This window comes from Acidovorax sp. ACV02 (assembly GCF_014851475.1).
Lineage (GTDB): Bacteria > Pseudomonadota > Gammaproteobacteria > Burkholderiales > Burkholderiaceae_C > Acidovorax > Acidovorax delafieldii.
Genome location: NZ_JACUZU010000002.1, coordinates 507,849 through 531,354, shown reverse-complemented (window position 1 = coordinate 531,354; position 23,506 = coordinate 507,849). Strand labels below are relative to the sequence as shown.

Annotated in this window: 25 protein-coding genes; 10 read left to right on the top strand and 15 right to left on the bottom strand. The window is 65.5% G+C overall.

Annotation, left to right across the window (positions count from 1 at the left end; all coding sequences use genetic code 11):
- Positions 1-97: 97 nt before the first annotated feature.
- Positions 98-844, bottom strand: coding sequence for a zf-TFIIB domain-containing protein (locus IB236_RS06335; RefSeq protein WP_192419472.1), 747 nt, complete (start codon positions 842-844; stop codon positions 98-100).
- A gap of 131 nt (positions 845-975) precedes the next feature.
- On the opposite strand from IB236_RS06335, the gene IB236_RS06330 reads away from it, so the two are divergent.
- The 4 genes from IB236_RS06330 to IB236_RS06315 all read left to right on the top strand — a co-directional run bounded on the left by IB236_RS06330 (position 976) and on the right by IB236_RS06315 (position 5,812).
- The gene (locus IB236_RS06330) at positions 976-2,265 is read left to right on the top strand and encodes a solute carrier family 23 protein (RefSeq protein ID WP_056742381.1); all 1,290 of its coding nucleotides are present in this window, start codon (positions 976-978) and stop codon (positions 2,263-2,265) included.
- A 142-nt stretch (positions 2,266-2,407) separates the two neighbouring features.
- Complete coding sequence (locus IB236_RS06325) at positions 2,408-3,949, top strand: acetyl-CoA hydrolase/transferase family protein (protein ID WP_192419470.1); 1,542 nt, start codon at positions 2,408-2,410, stop codon at positions 3,947-3,949.
- A gap of 202 nt (positions 3,950-4,151) precedes the next feature.
- Complete coding sequence (locus IB236_RS06320; protein WP_192419468.1) at positions 4,152-5,303, top strand: ABC transporter substrate-binding protein; 1,152 nt, start codon at positions 4,152-4,154, stop codon at positions 5,301-5,303.
- 86 nt (positions 5,304-5,389) lie between these two features.
- Positions 5,390-5,812, top strand: coding sequence for a hotdog fold thioesterase (locus tag IB236_RS06315; protein WP_015011965.1), 423 nt, complete (start codon positions 5,390-5,392; stop codon positions 5,810-5,812).
- Positions 5,813-6,010: 198 nt separating this feature from the next.
- Here IB236_RS06315 and IB236_RS06310 read toward each other — a convergent pair whose 3' ends face one another.
- Both IB236_RS06310 and IB236_RS06305 read right to left on the bottom strand, forming a co-directional pair.
- The gene (locus IB236_RS06310) at positions 6,011-6,580 is read right to left on the bottom strand and encodes a cob(I)yrinic acid a,c-diamide adenosyltransferase (RefSeq protein WP_056742386.1); all 570 of its coding nucleotides are present in this window, start codon (positions 6,578-6,580) and stop codon (positions 6,011-6,013) included.
- 261 nt (positions 6,581-6,841) lie between these two features.
- Positions 6,842-7,282: a hypothetical protein gene (locus IB236_RS06305; protein ID WP_056057040.1), complete on the bottom strand. Its 441-nt coding sequence runs from the start codon at positions 7,280-7,282 to the stop codon at positions 6,842-6,844.
- A 316-nt stretch (positions 7,283-7,598) separates the two neighbouring features.
- On the opposite strand from IB236_RS06305, the gene IB236_RS06300 reads away from it, so the two are divergent.
- Complete coding sequence (locus IB236_RS06300) at positions 7,599-7,940, top strand: calcium-binding protein (RefSeq protein WP_056743146.1); 342 nt, start codon at positions 7,599-7,601, stop codon at positions 7,938-7,940.
- 135 nt (positions 7,941-8,075) lie between these two features.
- Here IB236_RS06300 and IB236_RS06295 read toward each other — a convergent pair whose 3' ends face one another.
- The 10 genes from IB236_RS06295 to IB236_RS06250 form a co-directional block, all read right to left on the bottom strand.
- Entirely contained in the window at positions 8,076-8,879 is an 804-nt protein-coding gene (locus IB236_RS06295) for an amino acid ABC transporter ATP-binding protein (protein WP_146870341.1), read from the bottom strand.
- On the bottom strand, positions 8,863-9,516 hold the full coding sequence (locus IB236_RS06290; protein WP_056057035.1) for an amino acid ABC transporter permease: 654 nt from the start codon (positions 9,514-9,516) through the stop codon (positions 8,863-8,865). Before IB236_RS06290 ends, IB236_RS06295 begins: the two co-directional genes overlap by 17 nt.
- A 5-nt stretch (positions 9,517-9,521) precedes the next feature.
- Complete coding sequence (locus tag IB236_RS06285; RefSeq protein WP_146870343.1) at positions 9,522-10,196, bottom strand: amino acid ABC transporter permease; 675 nt, start codon at positions 10,194-10,196, stop codon at positions 9,522-9,524.
- 68 nt (positions 10,197-10,264) lie between these two features.
- On the bottom strand, positions 10,265-11,086 hold the full coding sequence (locus IB236_RS06280) for a transporter substrate-binding domain-containing protein (RefSeq protein WP_056057032.1): 822 nt from the start codon (positions 11,084-11,086) through the stop codon (positions 10,265-10,267).
- Positions 11,083-11,877, bottom strand: a complete 795-nt coding sequence (locus tag IB236_RS06275; RefSeq protein WP_192419466.1) for a GntR family transcriptional regulator — start codon at positions 11,875-11,877, stop codon at positions 11,083-11,085. The genes IB236_RS06280 and IB236_RS06275 overlap by 4 nt, the downstream gene beginning before the upstream one ends.
- 265 nt (positions 11,878-12,142) lie before the next feature.
- The gene (locus tag IB236_RS06270; protein WP_146870346.1) at positions 12,143-12,607 is read right to left on the bottom strand and encodes a DUF2752 domain-containing protein; all 465 of its coding nucleotides are present in this window, start codon (positions 12,605-12,607) and stop codon (positions 12,143-12,145) included.
- Positions 12,579-13,151 carry a hypothetical protein gene (locus IB236_RS06265; RefSeq protein ID WP_116748512.1) on the bottom strand — a complete coding sequence of 191 codons (573 nt, stop codon included), beginning with the start codon at positions 13,149-13,151 and terminating at the stop codon, positions 12,579-12,581. The genes IB236_RS06270 and IB236_RS06265 overlap by 29 nt, the downstream gene beginning before the upstream one ends.
- A 108-nt stretch (positions 13,152-13,259) precedes the next feature.
- The gene (locus IB236_RS06260) at positions 13,260-14,768 is read right to left on the bottom strand and encodes a carboxylesterase/lipase family protein (protein ID WP_192419464.1); all 1,509 of its coding nucleotides are present in this window, start codon (positions 14,766-14,768) and stop codon (positions 13,260-13,262) included.
- Positions 14,765-15,763 (bottom strand): tripartite tricarboxylate transporter substrate binding protein, encoded by a 999-nt coding sequence (locus IB236_RS06255; RefSeq protein ID WP_192419462.1) that lies wholly within the window; start codon positions 15,761-15,763, stop codon positions 14,765-14,767. Before IB236_RS06255 ends, IB236_RS06260 begins: the two co-directional genes overlap by 4 nt.
- Positions 15,764-15,858: 95 nt before the next feature.
- Complete coding sequence (locus IB236_RS06250; protein ID WP_146870352.1) at positions 15,859-16,551, bottom strand: TetR/AcrR family transcriptional regulator; 693 nt, start codon at positions 16,549-16,551, stop codon at positions 15,859-15,861.
- A gap of 170 nt (positions 16,552-16,721) precedes the next feature.
- On the opposite strand from IB236_RS06250, the gene IB236_RS06245 reads away from it, so the two are divergent.
- The 3 genes from IB236_RS06245 (at position 16,722) to IB236_RS06235 (ending at position 19,982) form a co-directional block, all read left to right on the top strand.
- Positions 16,722-18,146 carry an FAD-binding oxidoreductase gene (locus IB236_RS06245; protein WP_146870353.1) on the top strand — a complete coding sequence of 475 codons (1,425 nt, stop codon included), beginning with the start codon at positions 16,722-16,724 and terminating at the stop codon, positions 18,144-18,146.
- Positions 18,147-18,188: 42 nt separating this feature from the next.
- Positions 18,189-19,040: a class I SAM-dependent methyltransferase gene (locus IB236_RS06240; protein ID WP_225580989.1), complete on the top strand. Its 852-nt coding sequence runs from the start codon at positions 18,189-18,191 to the stop codon at positions 19,038-19,040.
- Between the two features lie 405 nt (positions 19,041-19,445).
- Positions 19,446-19,982: a hypothetical protein gene (locus tag IB236_RS06235; RefSeq protein ID WP_192419460.1), complete on the top strand. Its 537-nt coding sequence runs from the start codon at positions 19,446-19,448 to the stop codon at positions 19,980-19,982.
- A 192-nt stretch (positions 19,983-20,174) separates the two neighbouring features.
- Here the strand turns inward: IB236_RS06235 and IB236_RS06230 are convergent, their stop codons facing one another.
- Entirely contained in the window at positions 20,175-20,501 is a 327-nt protein-coding gene (locus IB236_RS06230; protein WP_192419458.1) for an NIPSNAP family protein, read from the bottom strand.
- 79 nt (positions 20,502-20,580) lie between these two features.
- On the opposite strand from IB236_RS06230, the gene IB236_RS06225 reads away from it, so the two are divergent.
- A complete protein-coding gene (locus IB236_RS06225) occupies positions 20,581-21,309 on the top strand; it encodes a helix-turn-helix transcriptional regulator (protein WP_192419457.1) in 729 nt (242 codons plus the stop codon).
- Positions 21,306-21,629 (top strand): YnfA family protein, encoded by a 324-nt coding sequence (locus tag IB236_RS06220; RefSeq protein ID WP_108497312.1) that lies wholly within the window; start codon positions 21,306-21,308, stop codon positions 21,627-21,629. Before IB236_RS06225 ends, IB236_RS06220 begins: the two co-directional genes overlap by 4 nt.
- A 124-nt stretch (positions 21,630-21,753) precedes the next feature.
- Here the strand turns inward: IB236_RS06220 and IB236_RS06215 are convergent, their stop codons facing one another.
- Entirely contained in the window at positions 21,754-23,343 is a 1,590-nt protein-coding gene (locus tag IB236_RS06215) for an ABC transporter substrate-binding protein (RefSeq protein ID WP_192419453.1), read from the bottom strand.
- Between the last annotated feature and the right edge of the window lie 163 nt (positions 23,344-23,506).

The window sequence follows — 23,506 nt, the reverse complement described above, 5'->3', positions numbered from 1 at the left end:
CTGAACGGTCTGCCCCAGTCTGTCGTGAATGACCGCAGCGCGTGCTGCGGTATGTCAATGCACTGGCGGGGCTTGCGGCCAGCGCGACGCTGAATCCCTAGTCCTTCACCAGCGCCCACACCAGCGCCACCCCAGCGGCCAGCAGATCCCCGGTGAACGAGCTGTCATTGGCGTCGCTGCTGGCCGTGGTGAACGCCCGCTTCTGGCGCTCCCGCTCGGCCCGGGTGCGGTCGCGCTCCAGGGCCACCAGGGCGTCGCCAATGTCCACGGGCGATGCCGGCGCCGCTGGTGCCTTGGCGCTCGCGGCGGCATAGCCCTCCATGGCGCGCAACACGGCCTGGGGGTCGATGAGGGAGAACGCGGCACGGCAATAGGGGCAGGCGTGGTCTTTGCGGATGTCCACTGGCGCGCCGCAGCTGGTGCAATAGATGGCGCCCACGCGCTTGGCCAGGTCGTCGATCTCGGGGCGCGTCATGTGGCGCACAAAGCCTTTTTCGACCATGAAGGACGAGAAGGTGCTGAAGCGCCCATGCTGTCGCCCGCAGCGGTACACCATGTAGCGGCCGCTGCGCACCACGTCGTAACCCTTGGCCAGGCTGGTGTTGCAGCGCGGGCAGGCCATGCTCTCGGCCAGGGCCTGGTGCTGGTCCACACGGTGCTCGTGCAGCAGCCGAAACAGCTCGACCACGGACTGGGGCGTGAGCTTCAGGTTCTCGTGCCGGTCAAACCACAGGCCCTGGCAGGCAAAGCAGATGTCCAGCTCCAGCGAATCGCCCAGGTTGCTGGCAAAGCGGTGTGCCTGCATGGGTTGGCGGCACGAGGGGCAAGTGGGTGCAGGAAACATGGCAGTGAGGGTCTGGGCAGCGGTGCGGGGTGCCTCGCGGGGGCGGGGGCATCGTAACCCGCCCGGGATGCTCGTCCCCCACCCTGGCCGCATCCACTAGCATTCGCGCCTCAACCACAAGGAACAACCACATGGGATTCATGAACTGGCGTGTGAAAAGCGCTGATGTGTTGCAACAAGGCGGCGTGATCGCGCCGGACGAGCGGCTGCCCTGGCCGCAGACGGCGGTGATGGGCGTGCAGCACGTGATTGCGATGTTTGGCGCCACGGTGCTGGCGCCCATTCTGATGGGCTTTGACCCGAACGTGGCCATCCTGATGAGCGGCATCGGCACGCTGATCTTCTTCCTCGTCACCGGCGGCAAGGTGCCCAGCTACCTGGGCTCGAGCTTTGCGTTCATTGGCGTGGTGATTGCGGCCACGGGCTATGCGGGCCAAGGGGCCAATGCCAACATCGGCGTGGCGCTGGGCGGCATCATTGCGTGTGGCCTGGTCTACACGCTCATCGGAGCGCTGGTGCAGGCGATTGGCACGGGCTGGATCGAGCGCTTCATGCCGCCGGTGGTCACGGGCTCGGTGGTGGCGGTGATCGGGCTGAACCTCGCGGGCATTCCCATCAAGAACATGGCGGCCAGCAACTTTGACAGCTGGATGCAGGTGGTGACCTTTGTGAGCGTGGGCCTGGTGGCCGTGCTCACGCGCGGCATGGTGCAGCGCCTGTTGATCCTGGTGGGGCTGATCGTGGCCAGCATCATCTATGCAGTGCTGACCAACGGCCTGGGCCTGGGCAAGCCCATGGACCTGACCGCACTGGCCAACGCCGCGTGGTTTGGCCTGCCGAACTTTGCGGCCCCGCAGTTCAGCGGCAATGCCATGCTGCTGATCGCGCCCGTGGCCATCATCCTGGTGGCCGAGAACCTGGGCCACGTGAAGGCCGTGACGGCCATGACCGGCCAGAACCTGGACCGCTACATGGGCCGCGCGTTCATCGGTGACGGCATTGCCACCATGGTCAGTGGCAGCGCAGGCGGCACGGGCGTGACCACCTATGCCGAGAACATCGGCGTGATGGCGGCGACCAAGATCTATTCCACCGCCGTGTTCCTGCTGGCGGGTGTGTTTGCGCTGGTGCTGGGCTTTTCCCCCAAGTTCGGCGCACTGATCCAGACCATTCCGCTGCCGGTGATGGGCGGCGTGTCCATCGTGGTGTTTGGCCTGATCGCGGTGGCGGGCGCCAAGATCTGGGTGGACAACAAGGTGGACTTTTCGCAGAACAAGAACCTCATCGTGGCGGCCATCACCCTCATCCTGGGCACGGGCGACTTCACACTCAAGTTCGGCCAGTTCGCGCTGGGCGGCATCGGCACCGCCACGTTCGGGGCGATCCTGCTGTACGCGCTGCTCAACCGCAAAGCGGCGTAATCTGTGGATGTGGCCGGGCCGAACCGCATTTGTAAGGGTTAACCCTTAATTTGTAAGGAACGAAGGCTAGCATCCTGGGTTTTGTCCACAGGGCCATCCGCTCACCGGGCGGGTGGCCTTTTTCTTTTTGCGGAGTTTGTTCATGTCCCTGGCCGATCGGGTGCTGTACCCCGACTTTCTCTCCCGCACCATGACCGCCGACGAGGCGGCCACCCTGATCCCTGCCGGTGCCCATGTGGGCATGAGCGGATTCACCGGCGCGGGCTACCCCAAGGCCGTGCCCGGCGCGCTGGCGCGCCGCATCGAGAGCCTGAACGCGCAGGGCCATGGCTTCAAGATCGGGCTGTGGACAGGCGCCAGCACCGCACCCGAATTGGACGGCGCGCTGGCCCAGGTGGACGGCATCGAGATGCGCCTGCCCTACCAGTCCGACCCCACGGTGCGCCGCCAGATCAATGCGGGGCAGATGCAGTACGTGGACATCCACCTGTCGCACGTGGCGCAGTTCGTGTGGTTCGGCTTTCTGGGCAAGCTGGATGTGGCGGTGGTCGAGGTGGCGGGCGTGTTGCCCGACGGGCGCCTGATCCCCTCGTCCTCGGTGGGCAACAACAAGACCTGGCTGGACCAGGCCGACAAGGTCATCCTGGAAGTGAATGCCTGGCACAACCCGCAGCTGGAGGGCATGCACGACATCTACTACGGCACCGACCGGCCGCCGCACCGCAAGCCCATCCCCATGACGCGGCCCGACGAGCGCATTGGCGAGCCCTACCTGCGCTGCGACCCGAGCAAGGTCATCGCCGTGGTGATGACCAACCAGCCCGACCGCAACAGCGTGTACGCCGCACCCGACGACACCTCCAACCGCATTGCGGGCCACATCATCGACTTCCTGCAGCACGAGGTGAAAAAGGGCCGCCTGCCCAAAGACCTGCTGCCGCTGCAATCGGGCGTGGGCAACATCGCCAACGCAGTGCTGGCAGGGCTGAACAACGGCCCGTTCGACAACCTCACGGCCTACACCGAGGTGCTGCAGGACGGCATGCTGGACATGCTGCGCTCGGGCAAGCTGGCCAGCGCCTCGGCCACGGCGCTGTCGCTGAGCCCGGCGGCCATGCAGGACTTCAACGACCGCATCGACTACTACAAGCAGCGCATCGTGCTGCGCCCGCAGGAGATCAGCAACCACCCCGAGCTGATCCGCCGCATGGGCTTGATCGCGATGAACGGCATGATTGAGGCCGACATCTACGGCAACGTGAACTCCACGCATGTGATGGGCTCGGCCATCATGAACGGCATCGGCGGCTCGGGCGACTTTGCGCGCAATGCCTACCTGTCGATCTTCATGACGCCGTCGCTGGCCAAGAACGGCAGCATCTCGTGCATCGTGCCCATGGCCTCGCATGTGGACCACACCGAGCACGATGTGCAGATCCTCGTCACCGAACAAGGCCTGGCCGACCTGCGCGGCCATTCGCCCACACAGCGCGCCGAAATCATCATCGACCGCTGCGCGCATCCGGACTTCCGCCCCGCCCTGCACGACTATGTGGCCCGCGCCAAACGGGGCGCCGTGGGCCAGCACACGCCGCACCTGCTGAACGAGGCCTTGGCGTGGCACCAGCGGTATGTGGAGACGGGCAGCATGCGCGCGCCAGCGGGCCCGGCCAGCGCGGCATAAGGGCGCAAGGGCCACAAAGGGCAAATTCGGCACAAGGGGACGCGGCGCGCGCCCCAGGCCCTGCCGGAGCCTTTGACAGCCAATTGCCAGCCTGCGCAGATAAAATCAGGGTTAACCCTAGGTCTTTCGACCTCCCCCTGTCCACCCCCACCAGCCCCCATGCGGGGCTGGTGGCATTTTGTCTGCGAGTTTTTTGATGACCATGCAACGCCGTCAGTTCACCCAATCCCTCGTGGCCGCCAGCGCCGGCCTGCTGCTTGCCCCCTCGTCGCGCGCCGTGGGCGTGCAAGACCCCATGGACGCCAAGAGCGTGACCATTGGCTGCTCGCTGGGAACAACCGGCGCCCTGGCCAGCCTGGGCAAGGAACTCAAGCAGGGGCTGGACGCAGGCTTGGCCCAGGCCAACGCCAAGGGCATCCACGGCCGCGAGATCAAGCTGCTGGCCATGGACGACGGCTATGACGCTGCGCGCTCTGAAGACAACGTGCGCAAGCTGATTGCCGATGCCAACGTGGTGTCGCTGATCTCCTGCATGGGCACGGCCAACAACCAGCGCATCCTGCCGCTGGTGGACGAGGCGCAGATCCCGTATGTGGCCCCGCAAAGCGGCGCCACCTCGCTGCGCAAGGCCGAGTACCGCTCGGTGTTCCACGTGCGCGCCAGTTACACCGACGAGGCCCAGCGCCTGGCGCAAAAGCTGGTGTCCATGGGCATCACCGAACTGGCCGTCGTGTACCAGGACACCGCCTTTGGCCGCGAGTTTCTGGCCGATGTGACCAAGGCCATGGCCGCCGCCAAGCAGCCCGCACCCAAAGCCTTCAAGCTCGACGCCCAAGGCACCCAGGTGGCCGACGTGGTGGGCAAGGCCGTGGCTGCCAAGCCCAATGCCGTGCTGCTGGGCACGGCGGGCGACATCACCGCCACGCTGGTCAACGAGTTCAAGAAAGTGTCGCCCAGCACGCCGCTGGCCGCCACCAGCGTGGCGCTGTCGGGCGACAACCTGCGCCAGCTCGGTGGCAAGGCCTCGGGCATTGCGCTGTCGATGGTGCTGCCCGACGCGGCCCGCACCAGCTTTGCCGTGGTGCGCGACTACCAGAAGGCCATGCGCGCACTGGGCTACCAGGAGTTCTCGGCCCGCAGCTTTGAAGGCTATGTGAACGCCCGCGTTCTGGCCGAGGGCCTGGAGCGCGCCGGCCGCGACCTGACCCGCGCCAAGCTGCGCAACGCCCTCGCAGGCATCCGCAGCAACGACCTGGGTGGCCTGTCCATCGACTACGCCAGCGGCGCGCCGTATGTGGGCTCGCGTTTTCTGGACCTGGGTGTGATGGGCGCCAACGGAAAGTTTGTGGGCTGAGGCCAGGCACCTGCGGCACAGGGCGGGACCACAGGCGTTGGCACAATCAGCGGCTTGCACTGACTAGGCCCTGCCCCGTGACCACCATGCCCATCTGGAAAAAACCCATCGACCTGGCCCTGCTGAAGGCCGCCAACCGCAACACCGCCGTAGAGCACCTGGGCATTGAGTTTGTCGAGGTGGGTGACGACTTTCTGCGCGCCCGCGTGCCGGTAGACCACCGCACCATCCAGCCTTTTGGTCTGCTGCACGGCGGTGTCAGCGTGGTGCTGGCCGAGTCCATGGGTTCCACCGGCGCTTATTACGCCCTGCCGGAGGGCTACCGCGCCGTGGGCCTGGACATCAACGCCAACCACCTGCGCTCTGCGACCAGCGGCTGGGTGACCGGCACGGCCAAGCCGGTGCACATCGGCCGCACCACGCACGTGTGGCACATCGATCTGCACAACGAAGCCGGTGAGCTGACCTGTGTGTCGCGGCTGACGATGGCGATCCTCGCCCCCCGCTAGTGGGCATCCCCCTGAGGCGCTTCGCGCCTTCCCCCTTCTCTCGCATCGCTAGCGCGTCCGGGATGGGGGACACCGCCAGCGCGGCGGGGCGGCCCTTGCGCGGCGGTCCTGGCCTGGGGACGCGCCCGTGGCAAAGGCTGGGGGGTGTTTTTGATGAAATCGGCCCCAAGCGCTAGAAAAATATGGGCTGATAGCTATCTATTCTGTAGCGGTTTGCTGTGCCAGGCGCTCGCTTTTCCAGTACACGTCATCACCGCCATCCATGCGATTGAGCACGCGGGCGAGCACGAACATCAGGTCGGAGAGGCGGTTGAGGTACTGGCGCGGCGCGTCGTTCAGGGCCTCTTCGTTGCCCAGGGCGACCACGGCGCGTTCGGCGCGGCGGGCCACGGTCCGGCACACGTGGGCCTGTGACGCGGCGCGGGTGCCCGCGGGCAGAATGAACTCCTGCAGGCGCGGCAGCGCGGCGTTGTGGTGGGCCAGGGCTTCGTCCAATGCCAAGACGGCGTCGGCCTTGAGCAGCTCGAAGCCCGGGATCGACAGCTCCCCTCCCAGGTTGAACAACTGGTGCTGCACCTCGACCAGCAAGGTGCGGACTTCATCGGGCAGCGGCTCGCACAGCAGCAGGCCGATGTGCGAGTTGAGTTCATCCACATCCCCCATGGCGTGAATGCGCAAGCTGTTCTTGGAGACACGCTGGTTGTTGCCCAGGCCGGTGGTGCCTGCGTCGCCGGTGCGGGTTGCGATTTCTGTGAGTCGGTTGCCCATGGGGAGCCTTGATGAGGAAACGGGAGGATGGATGCCAGCTTCTGCGCGGCACAAGCCACCGCAGTGAATCTGCCCGGATTCTCCGCCACCGCCACGCGGGTGCAAGCGTTTCGCCTCCAATCCCCCTACGCACTGCGCCCTGAGCACTGACCGCCCACCACACGCAGCATGCCCGCTACGCGAACCCACGCCCTGTGGCACACAACATGGTGTGCCACAGGGCGACGGCGCAGCGCTATCAAGGCGCTGCGTACGGCGAGATCAATGCGCAGCGGGGGCGCGGTTGAGCTTGTCGATGTCTGCCGTGGATACGCCAGCGTTGGTGGGCTTCATGGTGTCCCATGCATGTGCGTGGTAGGTGTCCCACTCCTGGCGCGACACCATGCCGTCGCCGTTGGTGTCCATCAGGCGTGCATTGACGCGTGCATCGGCCTTGGCTGCGGCCTTGCCGCCTGAAGCGCTGGGGTTGATCTCGGCCACCGGCGCCGCACGTCCGTCGCCAGCTGCGGGGTTGGCAGGCATGGCGCTGCTGTTGGCGCTGCGCGTGTCCACCTTGTTTTGTGCCTTGGACGCCGCCGCACCACCGGATGCAGAAGGGTTCACCTCGGACGGAGGGCGCGCATTGCTGTTGGCGGGGGCCTGGGCCAGCGCAGCGGTGCATGCCAGTGCGGCCAGAGCGGCGAAGACGGTTTGCTTTTGCATGGAGAACTCCTTCAGGAAAACGTACGATCAAGCGAAATGCTTGGATGCATTGTTTTGTCGCGCCCCGACCCCGCTTGTAGGACGTTCACGGGCCTGCAGGTCAGGCCAAGCGCCTGAGCAGGTGGGGTGTGAACGCGCACCAGGGGACGCTTGCGTCTGGCTACAAACTGTGCGGACATCTACACACAACAGGCGTGCCGCGTTACACCGCGCTGGCAAATGTTGAGTGAGGCAACAGCAGGCAAGAGTGCTGGCGCGGCACGCTTTGCTGCGGTGCAATGCAAGCCTGTTCAACTTCAAAGGAGCCAGGCTCACCATGAAAGCACTGCAACGACGCCACTACTCGTTCGACACACGCAGCGTGATGCTCTTCGCCGCCCTCTCTCTGGGTGGTGTGGGTGCCTTGCAGGCACAGACCGCCTCACCTGGAAAAACCGCCTCTCCGACAGAGGTCCCCTATTCGTACGGCCCGGGCACTGGCAATCCTTCCAAGGCGGCTACCACCGCATTCCAGCGCGCAGACGCTGACAAGGACGGCAAGCTCAGCGAGAAGGAAGCCGCCCAATTGCCTGCGATCAGCCAACGATTCAAGGAACTGGACGCTGACCACAACGGCACCCTCTCGCCCACCGAGTTCGAGAAAGGCTTGCTGTCCTGACACCCAGCCTCCAGGTTGCGGCTTGGGTACTCAAACCTATCAGCCCCATGGTTTGACATAGCCGCCCATCGTTCCCGCGCCCGCCCGTACTGGAGCCTCCAGACCACGGGCGGGATTTTTGCGCAGTCGGTCAGGTCAGTCGTGCAGCGAGGACAAAAACTGCTGCAGCTCAGGCGTCTGCGGACTTCCAAACAGCTGGGCAGGCGTGCCCTGCTCATGCACCCGCCCCTGGTGCATGAAGATCACACGGTCGCTCACCTTGCGGGCGAACGCCATTTCGTGCGTGACCATCATCAGCGTCATGCCTTCTTGCGCCAGCGATTCGACCACGCGCAGCACCTCGCCTACCAGTTCAGGGTCCAGCGCCGAGGTGATCTCGTCGCACAGGAGCACCTGCGGCTCCATGGCCAGTGCGCGCGCAATGGCCACGCGCTGTTGCTGTCCGCCCGAGAGCTGGTCGGGCATGGCGTCAAACTTTTCGGCCAACCCCACGCGCGCCAAAAGCTGGCGCGCCTGCGCCTCGGCGGTTTTGGCATCGCGCGCCTTCACCAGCGTGGGCGCCAGCATGATATTGCGGCCCACAGAGAGGTGCGGAAACAGATTGAAGCTCTGGAAGATCATGCCCACCTGCTGGCGCAGCGCGCGCATGGCGGCGGGGCTGTCGTGCAGCAGCTTCTGGCCGTTGACGCTGAGCGCGCCTTCCTGGAACTCCTCCAGCCCATTCACGCAGCGCAGCAACGTGCTCTTGCCCGAGCCACTCTTGCCGATGATGGCGATGACCTCGCCGCGCTGCACTTTCAGGTCGATGCCCTTGAGCACTTCGTTGCTGCCGTAGGACTTGCGCAGCGCAGTGATGTCCACAATGGGTGGCTCACCCACCACGATGCCGTCGTGCGCAGGGGTGGGTTTGGTTGCAGAGGCTTCAGCGGCGATGGCCATGGAGTTTCCTTTCAAGGGACTGCGCCACCAGGCTCACCGGGAAGCACAAAACGAAATACAGCAGCGCTACGCAGGCGTAGACGAGGAAGGGCTTGTAGGTGGCGTTGGAGATCATGCTGCCCGCCTTGGTCAGCTCCACAAAGCCGATGACCGAAGCCAGCGCCGTGCCCTTGATCACCTGCACCAGAAAGCCCACCGTGGGCGGCACCGCGATGCGCAGCGCCTGCGGCAGCACCACATGGCGCAGCTGTTCGCCGAAGTTGAGCGCCAGGCTCTGCGCCGCCTCCCACTGCCCCTTGGGGATGGAGGCCACACAGCCGCGCCAGATCTCTGTGAGGTAGGCACTGGTGTAGAGCGTGAGCGCCACCGCAGCGGCCGTCCACGGCGAGGTCTTGATACCGAACAGCGCAATGCCGAAGTAGGCCAGGAACAGCTGCATCAGCAGCGGCGTGCCCTGGAACACCTGCACATAAGCGCCCACGGCGCGATCCACGCCACGCACTTTGGACAGGCGCAGTACCAGCAGCACCAGGCCCACCAGGCCACCACCGATGAAGGCGATGAGGGACAGGGACACCGTCCAGCGCGCTGCCAGCAGCAGGTTGCGCAGGATGTCCCACAGGGAAAATTCAACCATCTCGATTACCTCCCCACCAAGAATCGGGTCCCCACCCACACCAGCAGACGACGAGTCAACATCGACAGCACCAGGTACACAGCAGTGGCCAGGATGAAGGCCTCGAAGGCGCGGAAGGTGTTGCTGGAGATGAGGTTGGCGGCGTAGCTCAGCTCGGGTGTGGAGATCTGCCCGCACACGGCCGACCCCAGCATCACGATGATGATCTGGCTGACCATGGCGGGCCATACCTTTTGCAGCGCCGGCGGCAGCACCACACGGCGGAAGGTCTGGCCTGGCGTCAGCGCCAGGCTGTGCGCGGCTTCGATCTGGCCGCGTGGCGTGGCCTCGATGCCTGCGCGGACGATTTCGGCGGAATACGCGCCCAGGTTGATCACCATGGCCAGCACCGACGCGAACTCGGGCGAGAGCTTGAGCCCCAGCGCGGGCAGCCCGAAGAACAGGAAGAACAGCTGCACGATGAAAGGCGTGTTGCGCACCAGCTCCACATAGCTGGCCACGGCCCAGCGCAGCGCAGTGGGCCGGTGGCCCAGATTGCGTGCACGCGCCCAGGCGCAGACCGTGCCCAGCAGCAGGCCCAGCACGGTGCCCACGATGGTGAGGGCTATGGTCCAGACCACGCCACGCACCAGCAACGGCCACGACGCGAAGACGGCAGAAAAATCGAGCGCAATCAGCATGCTTGTGCCCTGCGCCGCTTGTCGCGCCGCAGGCCCTTGGGTTTCAGCAATTCATCCTGTGCGCCGCATCACAGGGGCAGGTCACCCGCAGGACGACCCAGCCACTTGTTGGACAGCTTGTCGATGTCGCCCGACTTGCGGGCCTCGGCAATGATTTCGTTCACGCGCAAGCGCAGCTTGTCTTCGCCTTTGGCCACACCGATGAAGTTCGGGCTGTCCTTGAGGAGCAGCTTGTATTCGGTGGCCAGGTTGGGGTTCTTGACCATGATGGTGCCCGCCGTCGATGCGCTGGTCGCAATGGCCTGCGTCTGGCCCGACACAAAGGCCGCAATGCTGGCGGCGTGGTCTTCAAAGCGCTTCACATCCACGCCGGGGGGCGCGACTTTGGCCAGCTCCTGGTCTTCCATGGCGCCGCGCGTCACGGCCACCGTCTTGCCCGCCAGGTCGGCAAAGCTCTTGATGTTCAGGCTCTTGCTCGCAAACACGGCCTGGAAGAACGGTGCGTAGGCCGCAGTGAAGTCGATCACTTTCTCGCGCTCGGGGTTTTTGCCCAGTGTGGAGATCACGAGGTCAGCCTTCTGCGTTTGCAGGTACGGGATGCGGTTGGCGCTGGTCACGGGAATCAGCTCGACCTTGACGCCCAGCTTGGTGCCGATGTAGTTGGCCATCTCCACGTCCAGCCCCTGGGGTTTGAGGTCCGTGCCGACAAAGCCGTAGGGCGGGTAGTCGGTGGGAATGGCGATCTTGATTTCCTTGGCCTTGAGGATGTTGTCCAGCGCGTTCTGCGCGTGGGCGGCAGGTGCCATCAGGGCCGCTGCGAGGCCGGTGGCGGCAAGCACGCCCAGGGTCAGGCGGCGGGTGGACGAAGTGACGGTGCGGACGGTGGTCATAGCAGGGCTCCTAGGTAGGTGGATGCGTCGGCAGGTGCGTCTGGGTCAGACGCTGGGGAGGGGGAACTCTTGGCCGCGCGAGGCTTGCGCGCCCGGGCTGGTGGGGTGGCTTGTGCTGGGCTCTTGCGCACCGGTGCCAGCGCGTCGCGCAGCCCGGCCAGCGGGTCGCTGCTGGCCTGCAGGCGCAGGGCCGACTGCACGGTGCCGATGTGCTCGGACATGAGTGCCTCGGCGCCGGCAATGTCGCCTGCCTCCAGCGCCTCGACGATGCGCACATGGTCGGCACAGCTCTGCGCCGCATCGTGCGATGACTGGTAGAGCATGGCGATGAGCGTGGTGCGCGCCGTGAAGTCGCGCAGCGTGTCGGCCAGCAGGCTGTTGCCCAGGCATTCGGCCAGGCACACATGGAAGTCCCCCAGCAAGAAGCTGCGCATGCCCACATCGGTGCCCGCCAGCGCGGCCTTTTCGCGTTGCAGGTGGCTCTTGAGCTGGCGCAGCGCCGTCTTGTCCACCACCTTGAGCTGGTGCAGCAGGCCCAGCTCGATCACGCGGCGCGCCTCGAAGGCCTCGCGCGCTTCGTCCTGCGACGGCTCGATCACATACCAGCCGCGCCGAGCGCTGACGGTGACGATGCCCCGCGTGGCCAGCCGCGTGAGCGCCTCGCGCACGATGGTGCGGCTGCAGTCGAACAGCATGGCCAGCTGCTGCTCGCCCAGGCGGGAGCCGGGCGCGAGCTTTTGCGCCATCACAGCTTCGATGATGCGGTTGCTGATCTCGGTGGCGGTGGTCATTGCCTGCGGTATCGCAGGTTCCGTGCCAACTGGTATACAAGCTGAATGCACCAGCCTGGCGCACGGAGGCTGTGCACCATGGGGCAGTCTGCCCCGCAACGATGCGTGGGGCTGCGCTAACCTGACCCAAGGGGATGCTGGTGCATGGATGTGGTGCAGGCGCTGGCGTTGGCGGGCCACCGGCTGCGCAGGGCACTCAGACGGCCATAGAAGGCGGTCGCCTCACGAAGAGGTAAGTACCAGGACCCAAGGACCCAACGAGCGGCTACACCAGCCCGGCCAGGCGCGAGAGCCAGGACAGCACCAACCCGCTGCCCAACACGACAAACACTGCCGGGTGCCACCAGGGCCAGCGCGCCACGCGGCGGCGGCCCTGAGCGCCTTCGACCACCGCCTGGCCCGCCAGCAGCGACAGCCACAGCAGCAACACCAGCGCACCCGGGTTGGCCGCCCAGGCGGCCGCCCAATCGCCCTGGACCAGGGCCGCACACGCGTGCGTGCCGCCGCACAGCGGGCAGGGTATGCCCGTCAGCGCAAGAAACGCGCAACCCAGACCCAGCCCGCCCTGACCCAGCCCCCAGGGCGTGGCCGCCATGGCCAGCGGCCAGCCCAGGCCCAACGCCAGCCGCTGCCGCCGATCGCCCCCGCCCAGCGGCTGCCAGGCGGGTGGGCTGCCCACCGGCACCACTGCGGGGCCGGGGTCAGAGGGGAGGAAGGGCCACCGGCTCATCGCCCACCAGCTGGCGTGCCATGTAGTAGGAGCCGATGGTGGAAAGCGGCAGCGTCAGCAGCGCGCCCACCCAGCACAGCAGGAAACCCAGCGAGCCCACGATGCCCAGCACCAGCGAGCAGAAGAACGCCGAGCCCAGGTTCTTGGTCACGATGGTCCAGGCCTGGCTGAAAGCCGCGACGCCATCGCGCTCGCCGCGCGCTACGAGGAACAGTGCCACCGGGGGCAGCGCCATGACCAGCAAGCCGGGGATGAAACACAGCATGAAGCCCAACGACACCACCAGCGAACTGATGAGCCCCGCCACAAAGGCGGGCACAAAGTCATCAAAGCCCCGAAAGACGTCGCCGATCTGCACCGCTTCGCCGCGCGTCTCGCGCTCGATCATGCGCATGTAGCCCACCACCATGGGCCCGGCCAGCAGGCCGGCGCTGATGCCGGCGACCACCATCACCAGCAAGGTGCACACCACATGGGTGAGGACGTTTTTCTTGAAGGTGCCCCAGGCACCCGACAGGCAATCTCCCACACTGGCTGAAGCCATGGCAATCCCTCTCTCTGTAGTTGGTCAGTCGCGCGCAAGCGCTGGCTCAGTGTAGCGAGCCAACGGCCGCTGTGGTACCCCTGACGGGTGAGCCCTGAGAGCGGATCGCTACAGAACTCCCTCCCACAGCGCAAACCGCTCCGGCTGCGTGTGGGGCGCACAAAACAGCGTTTCGCCCACATGCTGGACCGGTGGCTGTGCACCGGCATACGGCACCCATCCAGGGTTGCCATCCCGCGCAAACGCCACCCAGCGCTGCTGAAGTGCCTCGGCCAGCGCAGCGGGCGGCGTCGGCCCCGTGAGTTCCTGCCCTGTGGGCGTGTGGAGATTGCCGAACACAAACGGCAGCTCCACCCCATGCGCTGCGCCCAAGCGCCCACGCCACTGCGGCGAGGGCCAGGTGAACTCATAACCATGGGCGCTGCGGGCCCAGCGGTGGGCCAGCGCGACAATGCGCTGCGCGGGTACACGGTAGTAGTAGTCGGATTGCAGAGCGCACAGCCACTCGCCAGGCGTTTGCTGCGCGGGTGGCAGCATGTTTCTTAGGGCCTGTGCGGCGGAGGCATTCAAGCCCACGTCCTGCGCAAAGGCATGGACCTGCGCCTCCGTCACCCGGTCAATGGCACCGCCGGGCACGTGGTACAGGCGCATCTCCTGCGCGTTGCTGCCCACCAGCACCTGCAGGTCGAGCGGCTGGGCCGCCCACTGCTGCGCAAGCGCCTCCAACGGCGGTGCGGTAAGCACCTGGCCATCCACCACGGGCCGCAAGGGAAAGAAGTTGCGTCCGCCCAGCCCGTGTTGTTGCCGCAGGGCAGGCTCGGAGGCCAGCCGGTGTACGGCGTGCAGCACAGCAGCCTGCTGCGCCGCGCCCAGCGCAGCCAGGGTGGACTCCACACCGGCCAGCACGGCCACGGCGCGGCGGGCCGCAGCGGCCTCCTGCAAGGTCTGGCAGGCGACGCTGGGGCTTTGCAAAATGGCGCGCTGGAACAACCCCCGCGAAGCGGGCATGCCCATCAGACAGGCCAAGGCCCCGGCACCGGCCGACTGGCCGAACACCGTGGTGCGCGCTGCATCTCCGCCCCAGGCGTGGATATGGTCGCGCACCCACTGCAGTGCCATCAGCAGATCCAGCAGGCCGCGATTGGCGGGCGCAGCGTGCTCCTCGCCTTCGAAGTGCAAAAACCCGTCAATGCCCAAACGGTACTGCACCGACACCAGCACCACGCCCCGTCGCGCCAGCGACGCCCCGTCGTACAGCGGCTCGCTGGCCGCGCCGCGAAAGAAGCCTCCGCCATGCACCCAGACCATGACGGGCAGGTGGGCTCCTGGCTCGGCGGTTGGCGCCCACACATTGACCGCCAGGCAGTCGTCGCCCCCCAGCATGGGCGCATCGGCACGCGCGCTGCGGGCCAGCTGCGGTGCCATGGGCGCAAACGCGGTGGCATCGCGCACGCCGGACCACGGCGAAACAGGCAACGGCGCCGCAAACCGCAGCGCGCCGCGTGGCGCTTGCGCGTACGGCATGCCACGGAACACACACACGCCCTCCTCCCACAGGCCGTGCAGCTGCCCACCGTGGGCCAGCGTGACCTGAGGCTCTGCAGTGCCCGCCGTCATTCCGTGGCCAGGCCCAGCTTGTCGATCAGCGGGCGCCACACGGCCGCATCACGCGCCGCCCAGGTGCGCGCATCGGCAGGTGCGGTGGCAGTGAGCGTGACGTTCATGGCTTCAAGGCGGGTCTTGTACTGCGAATCGCCACCCCGACACTTCTCAGTGACCGCATTGAGCCGGTTCAGCAACTCGGGGGGCGTGCCGGCCTTGGCCACCACGGCAATCCACGCGGGCCGCGCCAGGTCGCTGGCGGCCGGCAAGGCTTCGGCGATGGTGGGCACTTCGGGCAGCAACGGCGAGCGCTGCGCACCAAACAGCGCCAGCGGCACCAGCTTGCCCGCCTTGACCTGCGCTGCTGCCGTGCCAATCACCAGCGTCATCGCGTGGATCTGCTGGCCCATGAGCGCGGTGAGGCCCGCGCCCTCACCCACAAAAGGCACATGGGTGCCGGGCACACCCAGCTTCTCCACCAGCGCCGAGGTCAGCAGGTGCGCTGGGCTGCCCTTGCCCGGCGACCCGAAGTTGACCCCGCCCGGCGTGGACCGCGCCAGCTTTTGCAGATCCGCCAGGCTGGCAATGCCCTGCCCTGCGGGCACGGCCAGCACCAGCGGCGACGTGCCCAGCACGGCCACGCCATCAAAGTCGCGCAGCGGGTCGTAGGGCTGCTGTTTGTAGACGTAGGGCGTGATGGTCATCTGCGACATGCCGATGCTCAGCAGGTTATAGCCATCTGCAGGCTGGGCCTTGAGGTAGTTGACGGCCAGGATGCCGTTGGCCCCGGGCTTGTTCTGCACCACGACGGGCTGACCCAACTCGCGCGCGGCGCAGTCGGCCCACACGCGGGTCATCGCGTCCGAGCCACTGCCGGGCGGCTGCTGGGCGATGAGCTGGATGGGTTTGGCCGGGTAGGCAGCAGGCTGCTGCGCCTGGGCGCGACCGGCCAGGCAGGCGAGTGCGGCCAGCGCGACCATGCTTGGAACGCGCGTAAAAGCTGAGGTCATGGTGTGTCTCCTGGTAATGTTTTCTTCGATGGATGTCCGCGATACGTGGCGTGCAGGCGGGAGATGCCGCACGACAAGCAGGCAGACAAAAGGGGTCAGCGACGGCGTGTACGTGCCTTGGTGGGCACAGCGGCGGCCGTTGATGGCGCAGCCGCTTCGCACCGGGCGGCAATCCAGTCGGCCAGGCAGGCCAGTTGCGCCTGCTGTGCGGCATCAGGCGCGGTGGGCTGGGCGGGCGCAAACAGCTGCAGCAGCCCCAGCCCGCGCAGCGACGACAGCACTAGGCCCAGCAGTCCATCGCGGTCGGGTTCTGCTGCCAGCTCGGGGAAGGCCGTGAAGAAGCCTTCGTGCATGCGCATCTGCACACTCTGGCGCAGCTCGGCAATGTGGCCCAGCACCTCGGGCTGATTGCGGCAGCCCAGGTAGATGTTCCAGGCCACGATGAAGCGCGGCTGCGCATAGACCAGGCGCCACACCGCCTGCACAAACTTCGCCGCCCGTTCGCGCGCTGGCAGTTCCGCGCTGGGCCAGAGTTCGCCCGAGCGCACGGTGGACTCGATCAGCTCGCTCAGCACGTTCATCATCAGCACCGCCTTCGACTCGAAGTGGTGCTGCACCGCGCCCGAGGTCATGCCCGCCGACTTGGCCAGCTCGTGGATGGACATCTCCTCCAGGCTGCGGTGCTGGATCACGTCGATGGCCGTGGCGATCAGGTGCTGGCGGGTGGCGGCGCTGCGCTCCGCATGGGTGCGGCGCGCCCCGGCCTTGGGGGAAACACGGTGGTTCATGGCGTTTTCACAATATACATTTCGAACGTAATGTATTTACGCCACCGCTGACCAGCAAGCTCGTGAATACCCGCATCCCCACCCGGGCCCAAGGTGGATCACCCAGGGCCCAGCCACGGGGCCGAACCTAGAATGCTTCTCACTGACCGCACCCACCGGAGACACACACCATGAACGCCCCCACCGCTGCCGCCCACCTGCTGCCCGAAATCCAACTGCGCGACGTGCCCCAGGCCCTCATCGATGCGCTGCAGGCCCGCTTTGGCGCGCAGTGCTCGCTGGCCCAGGCTGTGCGCGAGCAGCACGGGCGTGACGAAGGTTCGCTGCAGGCCCCGCCGCCCAGCGCCGTGGTGTTTGCCGAAAGCACGCAGGACGTGGCCGAGGCGGTCAAGCTGGCCAGCCAGTACGAAGTGCCCATGATCCCCTACGGCGCGGGTTCGTCGCTCGAAGGCCACCTGCTGGCCGTGCAGGGCGGCATCAGCATTGACGTGAGCCGCATGAACCAGGTGCTCAGCATCAACGCCGAAGACCTCACTGTGACGGTGCAACCCGGTATCACACGCAAGGCACTGAACGAAGCCATCAAGGACACCGGCCTGTTCTTCCCCATCGACCCCGGCGCCGACGCCAGCATCGGCGGCATGAGCGCCACGCGCGCCAGCGGCACCAATGCCGTGCGCTACGGCACCATGCGCGAAAACGTGCTGGCGCTGGAGGTGGTCACTGCCAGCGGCGAGGTCATCCACACCGGCACCCGCGCCAAGAAGAGCAGCGCGGGCTACGACCTCACGCGCCTGATGGTGGGCAGCGAAGGCACGCTGGGCATCATGACCGAGATCACCGTGCGCCTGTACCCGCTGCCCGAAGCCGTGAGCGCAGCCATCTGCTCCTTCCCCAGCATCGAAGCGGCCGTGCGCACCACCATCCAGATCATCCAGATCGGTGTGCCGATTGCGCGCGTGGAACTCATCGACCACCACACCGTGCGCATGGTGAACGCACACAGCAAGCTGACCCTGCGCGAGGAACCCATGCTGCTTATGGAGTTCCACGGCTCACCCGCCAGCGTGAAGGAACAGGCCGAGATGGTGCAAGACATTGCCAGCGAATTCGGTGGCCAGGCCTTTGAATGGGCCAGCACGCCCGAAGAGCGCACGCGCCTGTGGACCGCGCGGCACAACGCCTACTTCGCGGCCGTACAAAGCCGCCCCGGCTGCCGCGCCATCAGCACCGACACCTGTGTGCCCATCAGCCGCCTGGCCGATTGCCTGCTCGAATCGGTGGACGAGGTCGAAGCCAGCGGCATCCCCTACTTCCTCGTCGGCCACGTGGGCGACGGCAACTTCCACTTTGGCTACCTCATCGACCCCAACAGCGCCGAAGAACGCACCAAGGCCGAAGCCATGAACCACACCCTGGTTGCCCGCGCCCTCAGCATGGGCGGCACCTGCACCGGAGAGCATGGCGTGGGCATCCACAAGATGGGCTTTTTGCTGGACGAAACCGGCACCGGCGCAGTGGACATGATGCGCGCCATCAAACGCGCGCTGGACCCGAAGAACATCCTGAACCCGGGCAAGATCTTTGCGCTGTAGCCGCATTGGGCGATGGCGACACCTGGCACCTAGAATGGCCGGATGATCAAGTACAACATCCCCGCAGTGCCGGTGCAGACCACATACCGCCCTGCCACGCCTCCGCCGGCAGCCATGGCGGGTGAACTGATCGACTACCTGGCCTGTCCGCTGTGCGAAAGCAAAGCGTTCGGGCCGCTGTGCAGTGCTGATTGCTCCCACCATCCGCGTTATAGCCCCGAGCTCTCGCGCACCATGCACTGGCGTCAGTGCGCGGCTTGCCGGCACGTGTTCCGTAGCGGCTACTACTCCGATGCAGCACTGAATATCGTTTTTCGTGGCACGAATGAGTCGCAGGTGGTGGGCTACGACTTGGAGCGGCAACGCTATGTGTCCGCACAAATGATCGAAAAGGTCCTTGCCTACCAGACCCACGGTACCTGGCTGGATGTGGGCTTTGGCAATGCGTCGCTGCTGTTAACGGCACAAGAATATGGTTTCGAGCCAGTGGGCCTGGACCTGCGATCGCAATCCGTGAACGAGTTGCGCAAATGGGGTGTAGCCGCACACTGCCAGGACGTTGCCGAATTCCAGTTGTCCCACCCAGCCAGTGTGATCAGCATGGCGGACGTGCTGGAACACATGCCATTTCCCAAGGTCGGTCTGCACGCAGCCCACCGGCTCCTTCACCCTGGCGGAGTCCTGCTAATTTCGTTGCCCAACATGGGGTCGCCGGTCTGGAAAGCGCTGGATGCAAACAACGCGAACCCTTACTGGGGAGAAATTGAGCACTATCACAATTTTGAACGTGACAGACTCTATGCACTTCTCACTGAGTCGGGCTTCCAACCCGTGCGCTATGGCATCAGTCAGCGCTACCGCGTCTGCATGGAGTTGATTGCGGTCAAGGCATAGCCTCCCCGTCGATAGTGCCGCCAACACATGACGGTGCTGGCGGGCTCGAAGCCTCTGGGGCCTCCAGCAGCCAGCAGCCAGCAGCAGCTGAAGCTGAAGCGACGGCAACATAGGGACAGTGACTGTTGTCCCGTCGAGCGGGATTTTCCCCTCCCCGTTGAAGGCGATGAGGCGGTGAAGTCGAAGGCCGTGAGACAGGTATCTTGGTTCGGACAACGTCGCATGTGCGAACACCTCGCCTGCATCGCACTGGCAGACGCTGAGGCAAACTACCGTCGGCAGTTCACCCACCAGGCCTCAGCCAGTTTCGCGCCACTACAACAAACAAATTCCGCGATCTCAAGGGCCATCCACCCACCCGACACATCCCGTCAATGGGGTCGGTGATGACATAAGAAGACATGCATGCAAATCAAGTCACGGCAAACGCTCACGAATGCGCTAGCTCGTTGGGGAGAGCACGAGGCCCAAGGTCGGCTGGCAGGAAAAATCCAGGTTGACACCACAAATCCCATGGTGTGCACAGAATTCGCACTCCTGTCCAGATCACCTTACATAGCGCGAATACTGTTGCGCGAACCGCAGGCTGTCTTTGAGGTTGAAATGAACGCAGTCGATATCGGAAATCTCGTTCTTGCAGACGGGAGATCCGTCGAATCCTGGCAAGCCGGTACGGCGCAGGACGACAGCGAATCAGCCGCCCATATTCAGCGGCTGATCCATGACCCAGGGGAGGGGGCGAGCAAGGGATATCTCCTCTGCGCCGCAACACTGGTTTCGGACAATCCATCGCTGCAGCTCAGCGATATCGTTCTCTACGACGGCTGGCACAGGGCTGCAGCCTTTATGGAGAGGGTGCGTTTAGCCCGTGCCAAGAGTATTCCCGGCTATCTGGTGATCACTCGCACGGCAGATCGCTTCCTCCCGATGGGTCTGAGATGACTTCAGAACACCCAACTTGCCCATGGCCCTGAGTCCTGCGGGCAACATCTTTCAGATGTGGTCACATCCATGCCCGCCAGCACGTACCACGTCGCGAAATGACAGAGCCTCGCAGTTCTGATCATTTTCACGCTCACTCCCGTCGGCCTCCGCAAGGAGGTGGAGCGCCATGTCCGTGCTCAGGCGGCTGCGTCACCGTGCGGGCAGGCCCAGCGTGCCTTCCACGGCCAGGGTGAAGGTGCGCTCCTCCCTCAGGATGAAGTGTCCGTCCTGCGCCAGTGCAAAGTTCGCACGGCCTTCCGGGTCTGCGCGCAGCCGCGCACGGTAGGCCTCGTAGGCGGCCAGGGAGTCAAAGCCGATCAGGCCCCAGGCCTCGTAGTTGCTGCCTTCATGCGGCAGGAAGTAGCCCAGCAGATGGCCGCCGCAGCGGGGAATGATCTGGCCCCAGCGGCGCGCGTATTCGGCAAACGCCTCGCGCTGAAAGGGATCGATTTCGTAGCGAATGAAGCATGTGATCATGGCGTTCAGGAGAGGTTGGTGGACAAGGGCTTCACGATAAGCGGTTGACGGCCATCAATGGTTCGCCCAAGATCGAACCATGAAAGACGGCCCCCACATCGCGCGCATTGCCGCGCTCATCGGCGACAGCGCACGCGCCGAAGTCCTCACCGCCCTGATGGCGGACCGCGCGCTCACGGCCACCGAGCTGGCCGACATCGCCGGTGTGACCAAGCAGACCATCAGCGCGCACCTCGCCAAGCTGCTGGATGCTGGCCTGGTCGCGGTGGAAAGCCAGGGCCGGCACCGCTACTTCCGGCTGGCGGACCGCGATGTGGCGCACTTGCTGGAATCACTGATGAACGTGGCGTTTCGCGCTGGTGCCGTGCGGCTGCGCGCCAGCCCGCGAGAGCCTGCGCTGCGCCGCGCGCGCATGTGCTACGACCACCTGGCGGGCGAGGTGGGCGTGCAGTTTTATGAAGCGCTGGTGCGCCAGGGCATGCTGCAGGCCACGCCCCAGGGGACGATCCTCACGCCCGCTGGCGCGCGGTGGTTTGCGCACGTGGGTATCGACACGTCCACACTGGCGCTGCAGCGGCGCATGGTGTGCCGCCCCTGCCTGGACTGGAGCGAGCGACGCCACCACCTGGGCGGCGCATTGGGTGCGGCGCTGCTGCAGCGCCTCTTCGAAGGAGGATGGGCACACCGCGCGCAGGGCTCACGCGTGGTGCACTTCACGCCTCAGGGCGAGCTGGCACTGCGCCAGTGGCTGGCCACCTGTCCAGATGCCCCAAACCCCAGTGCCGCACAAGGCTCCGCACCATGCTGAACACCCTGCTGCTTTTTGTTGCCACCGCGCTCGCAGAAATCGTGGGCTGCTACCTGCCCTGGCTGTGGCTCAAGCACGGCAAGCCCGCGTGGATCCTGTTGCCCGCTGCCGCTAGCCTGGCCCTGTTTGCCTGGCTGCTCACGCTGCACGACACCGCAGGCGCAGGCCGCGTGTATGCGGCCTACGGCGGGGTCTATATAGGGGTGGCACTGGCCTGGCTGTGGGCGGTGGATGGCATCCGCCCCACGCCTTGGGATGTGGCGGGCGTTCTGGTCGCGCTGGCGGGCATGGCGATCATCATGCTGCAGCCCGAGCACTGAGTGCCGCCCTGAGTTGCCTTCGGCGCCTTCCCCCCGGGGGACGCAACCGGTGGCCCGGCAAAGCCGGTTCCACGGGTGCACCGGCATGGGCCGCGCAGCCTCAAAGGCTGTGGCGCCAGAAGGCTCAATTCACCTTGATCAACCGCCAGTCGATGCGGTTGTCCGGCCGCTGCACCAGTTCCACGTTTTTCTTCATGGCCCAGGCCAGCATCTGGTTGTGCAGGGGAATATGGGCCACGGTGTCGTTCTGCAGCTGCAGGCCTTCGGTGAGCAGCCGGTTGCGCACGGGCAGGTCGGTCTCGGTCTTCACGCGGTCCACGATGTAGTCCATGCGCTCGTTGCTGTAGCGGCCCAGGTTGTAGTTGCCATCGCCCCCGGTGGTCTTGGTGCGGGTGAGCGATTGCAACGTGTACAGCGCATCAAACGTGGGCACGCCCCAGCTCAGCAGCGCGATGCTGGCCTCGTGCCGCTGGGCCATGGGGTAGTAGCTCACGGCGGGCATGGTGCGCAGCTTGGCCTTGATGCCGATGCGCGACCACATGGCGGTGATCGCCTGGCACAGTTGCTCGTCCTGCACGATGGCGTTGTTGCTGCAGGCAAAGTCCACCTCAAAGCCATCGCTGTAGCCAGCTTGCGTCAGCAGCTCTTTGGCGGCATTGGGGTCGTAGGGCAAACGTTTGTCGACCGCCTCGGTCCAGCCGTTGACCAGGGGCGACACCATGGCACCGGTGGGTTTGGACATGCCGCGCATGGTCACGCGCTGCAGTGTTGCGCCGTCGATGGCCTGGTACAGCGCCCTGCGCACGCGCAGGTCTTTCAGCGGATTCTTGCCCTTGATGTTGCTGCCCGCCAATTCATCGCGGAACTGGTCCATGGCCAGGTACACGGTGCGGTTCTCCACCATCTCCATGACCTTGAGATTGGGGTTGGCCTTAATGCGCGCCAGGTCCTGGATGCTGGTGTCGCGCACCATGTCCACCTCGCCCGACAGCAACGCGGCAACGCGCGTGGCCTCGGACTTGATGGGCAGGTAGGTGATCTCGGTCACGTTGCCCTCTACCTTGCCTGCGTTCCACCAGCCCGGATTGGCAGCGAACACGATCTTCTGGTCGGGCACCCATTCCTTGAGCACGTACGGGCCTGTCCCCATGGCGTTGCGGTGCGAATAGGTCTCGTCTTTGGCCTTGATGTCCTTGGGCTCCACCGCGTTGTTCTTCTCGGCCCAGGCCTTGCTCATCACGCGCAGCTCGGTCAGCTGGTTGAGCAGCACTGGATTGGGGTTCTTCAGAAAGATGTCGATGGTCTCGCCATCCACCTTGGCAATGCGGTCCATGCCCTGGGTGTAGATGGCGTAGGTCGAGGTCTTGCTCATCGCACGCTGCAGCGAATACACGACGTCGTCCGCCGTCATGGCAGAGCCGTCACTGAACTTCACGCCCTGGCGCAGCTTGAAGCGCATCTGCGTGGGGCTGACCTGCTGCCACGACGTGGCCAGCAGCGGCTCCACCCTGAGCGTGCGGCTGTTGAACATGACCAGCGACTCGTACACCGCCGCATGGATGCCGTTGCCCAGAGCGCTGTTCTGCGAATGGATGTCCATGGTCTGGATGTCGCTGGAACCGGACCACTTGAACGGCTTGGCCAACACGGCAGGAGATGCAACAACTGCCAGGGCCAGGGTGGCTGCCACCGGCAATGAGAACTTGAATGGCATGAAAAGTCCTTCGTGAAGAATGAAGCATGACGAACCGGCAATATGCAGCAGGACGCGCGCCAGCCAAAGCGCTTGGCAAGCTAGTGTGGTGCTGGCGATTCATCGTTGACGCCAGGACCATTGCGTAATCACTGCACCTGGGATAGGCACAGCCAACTGGCCC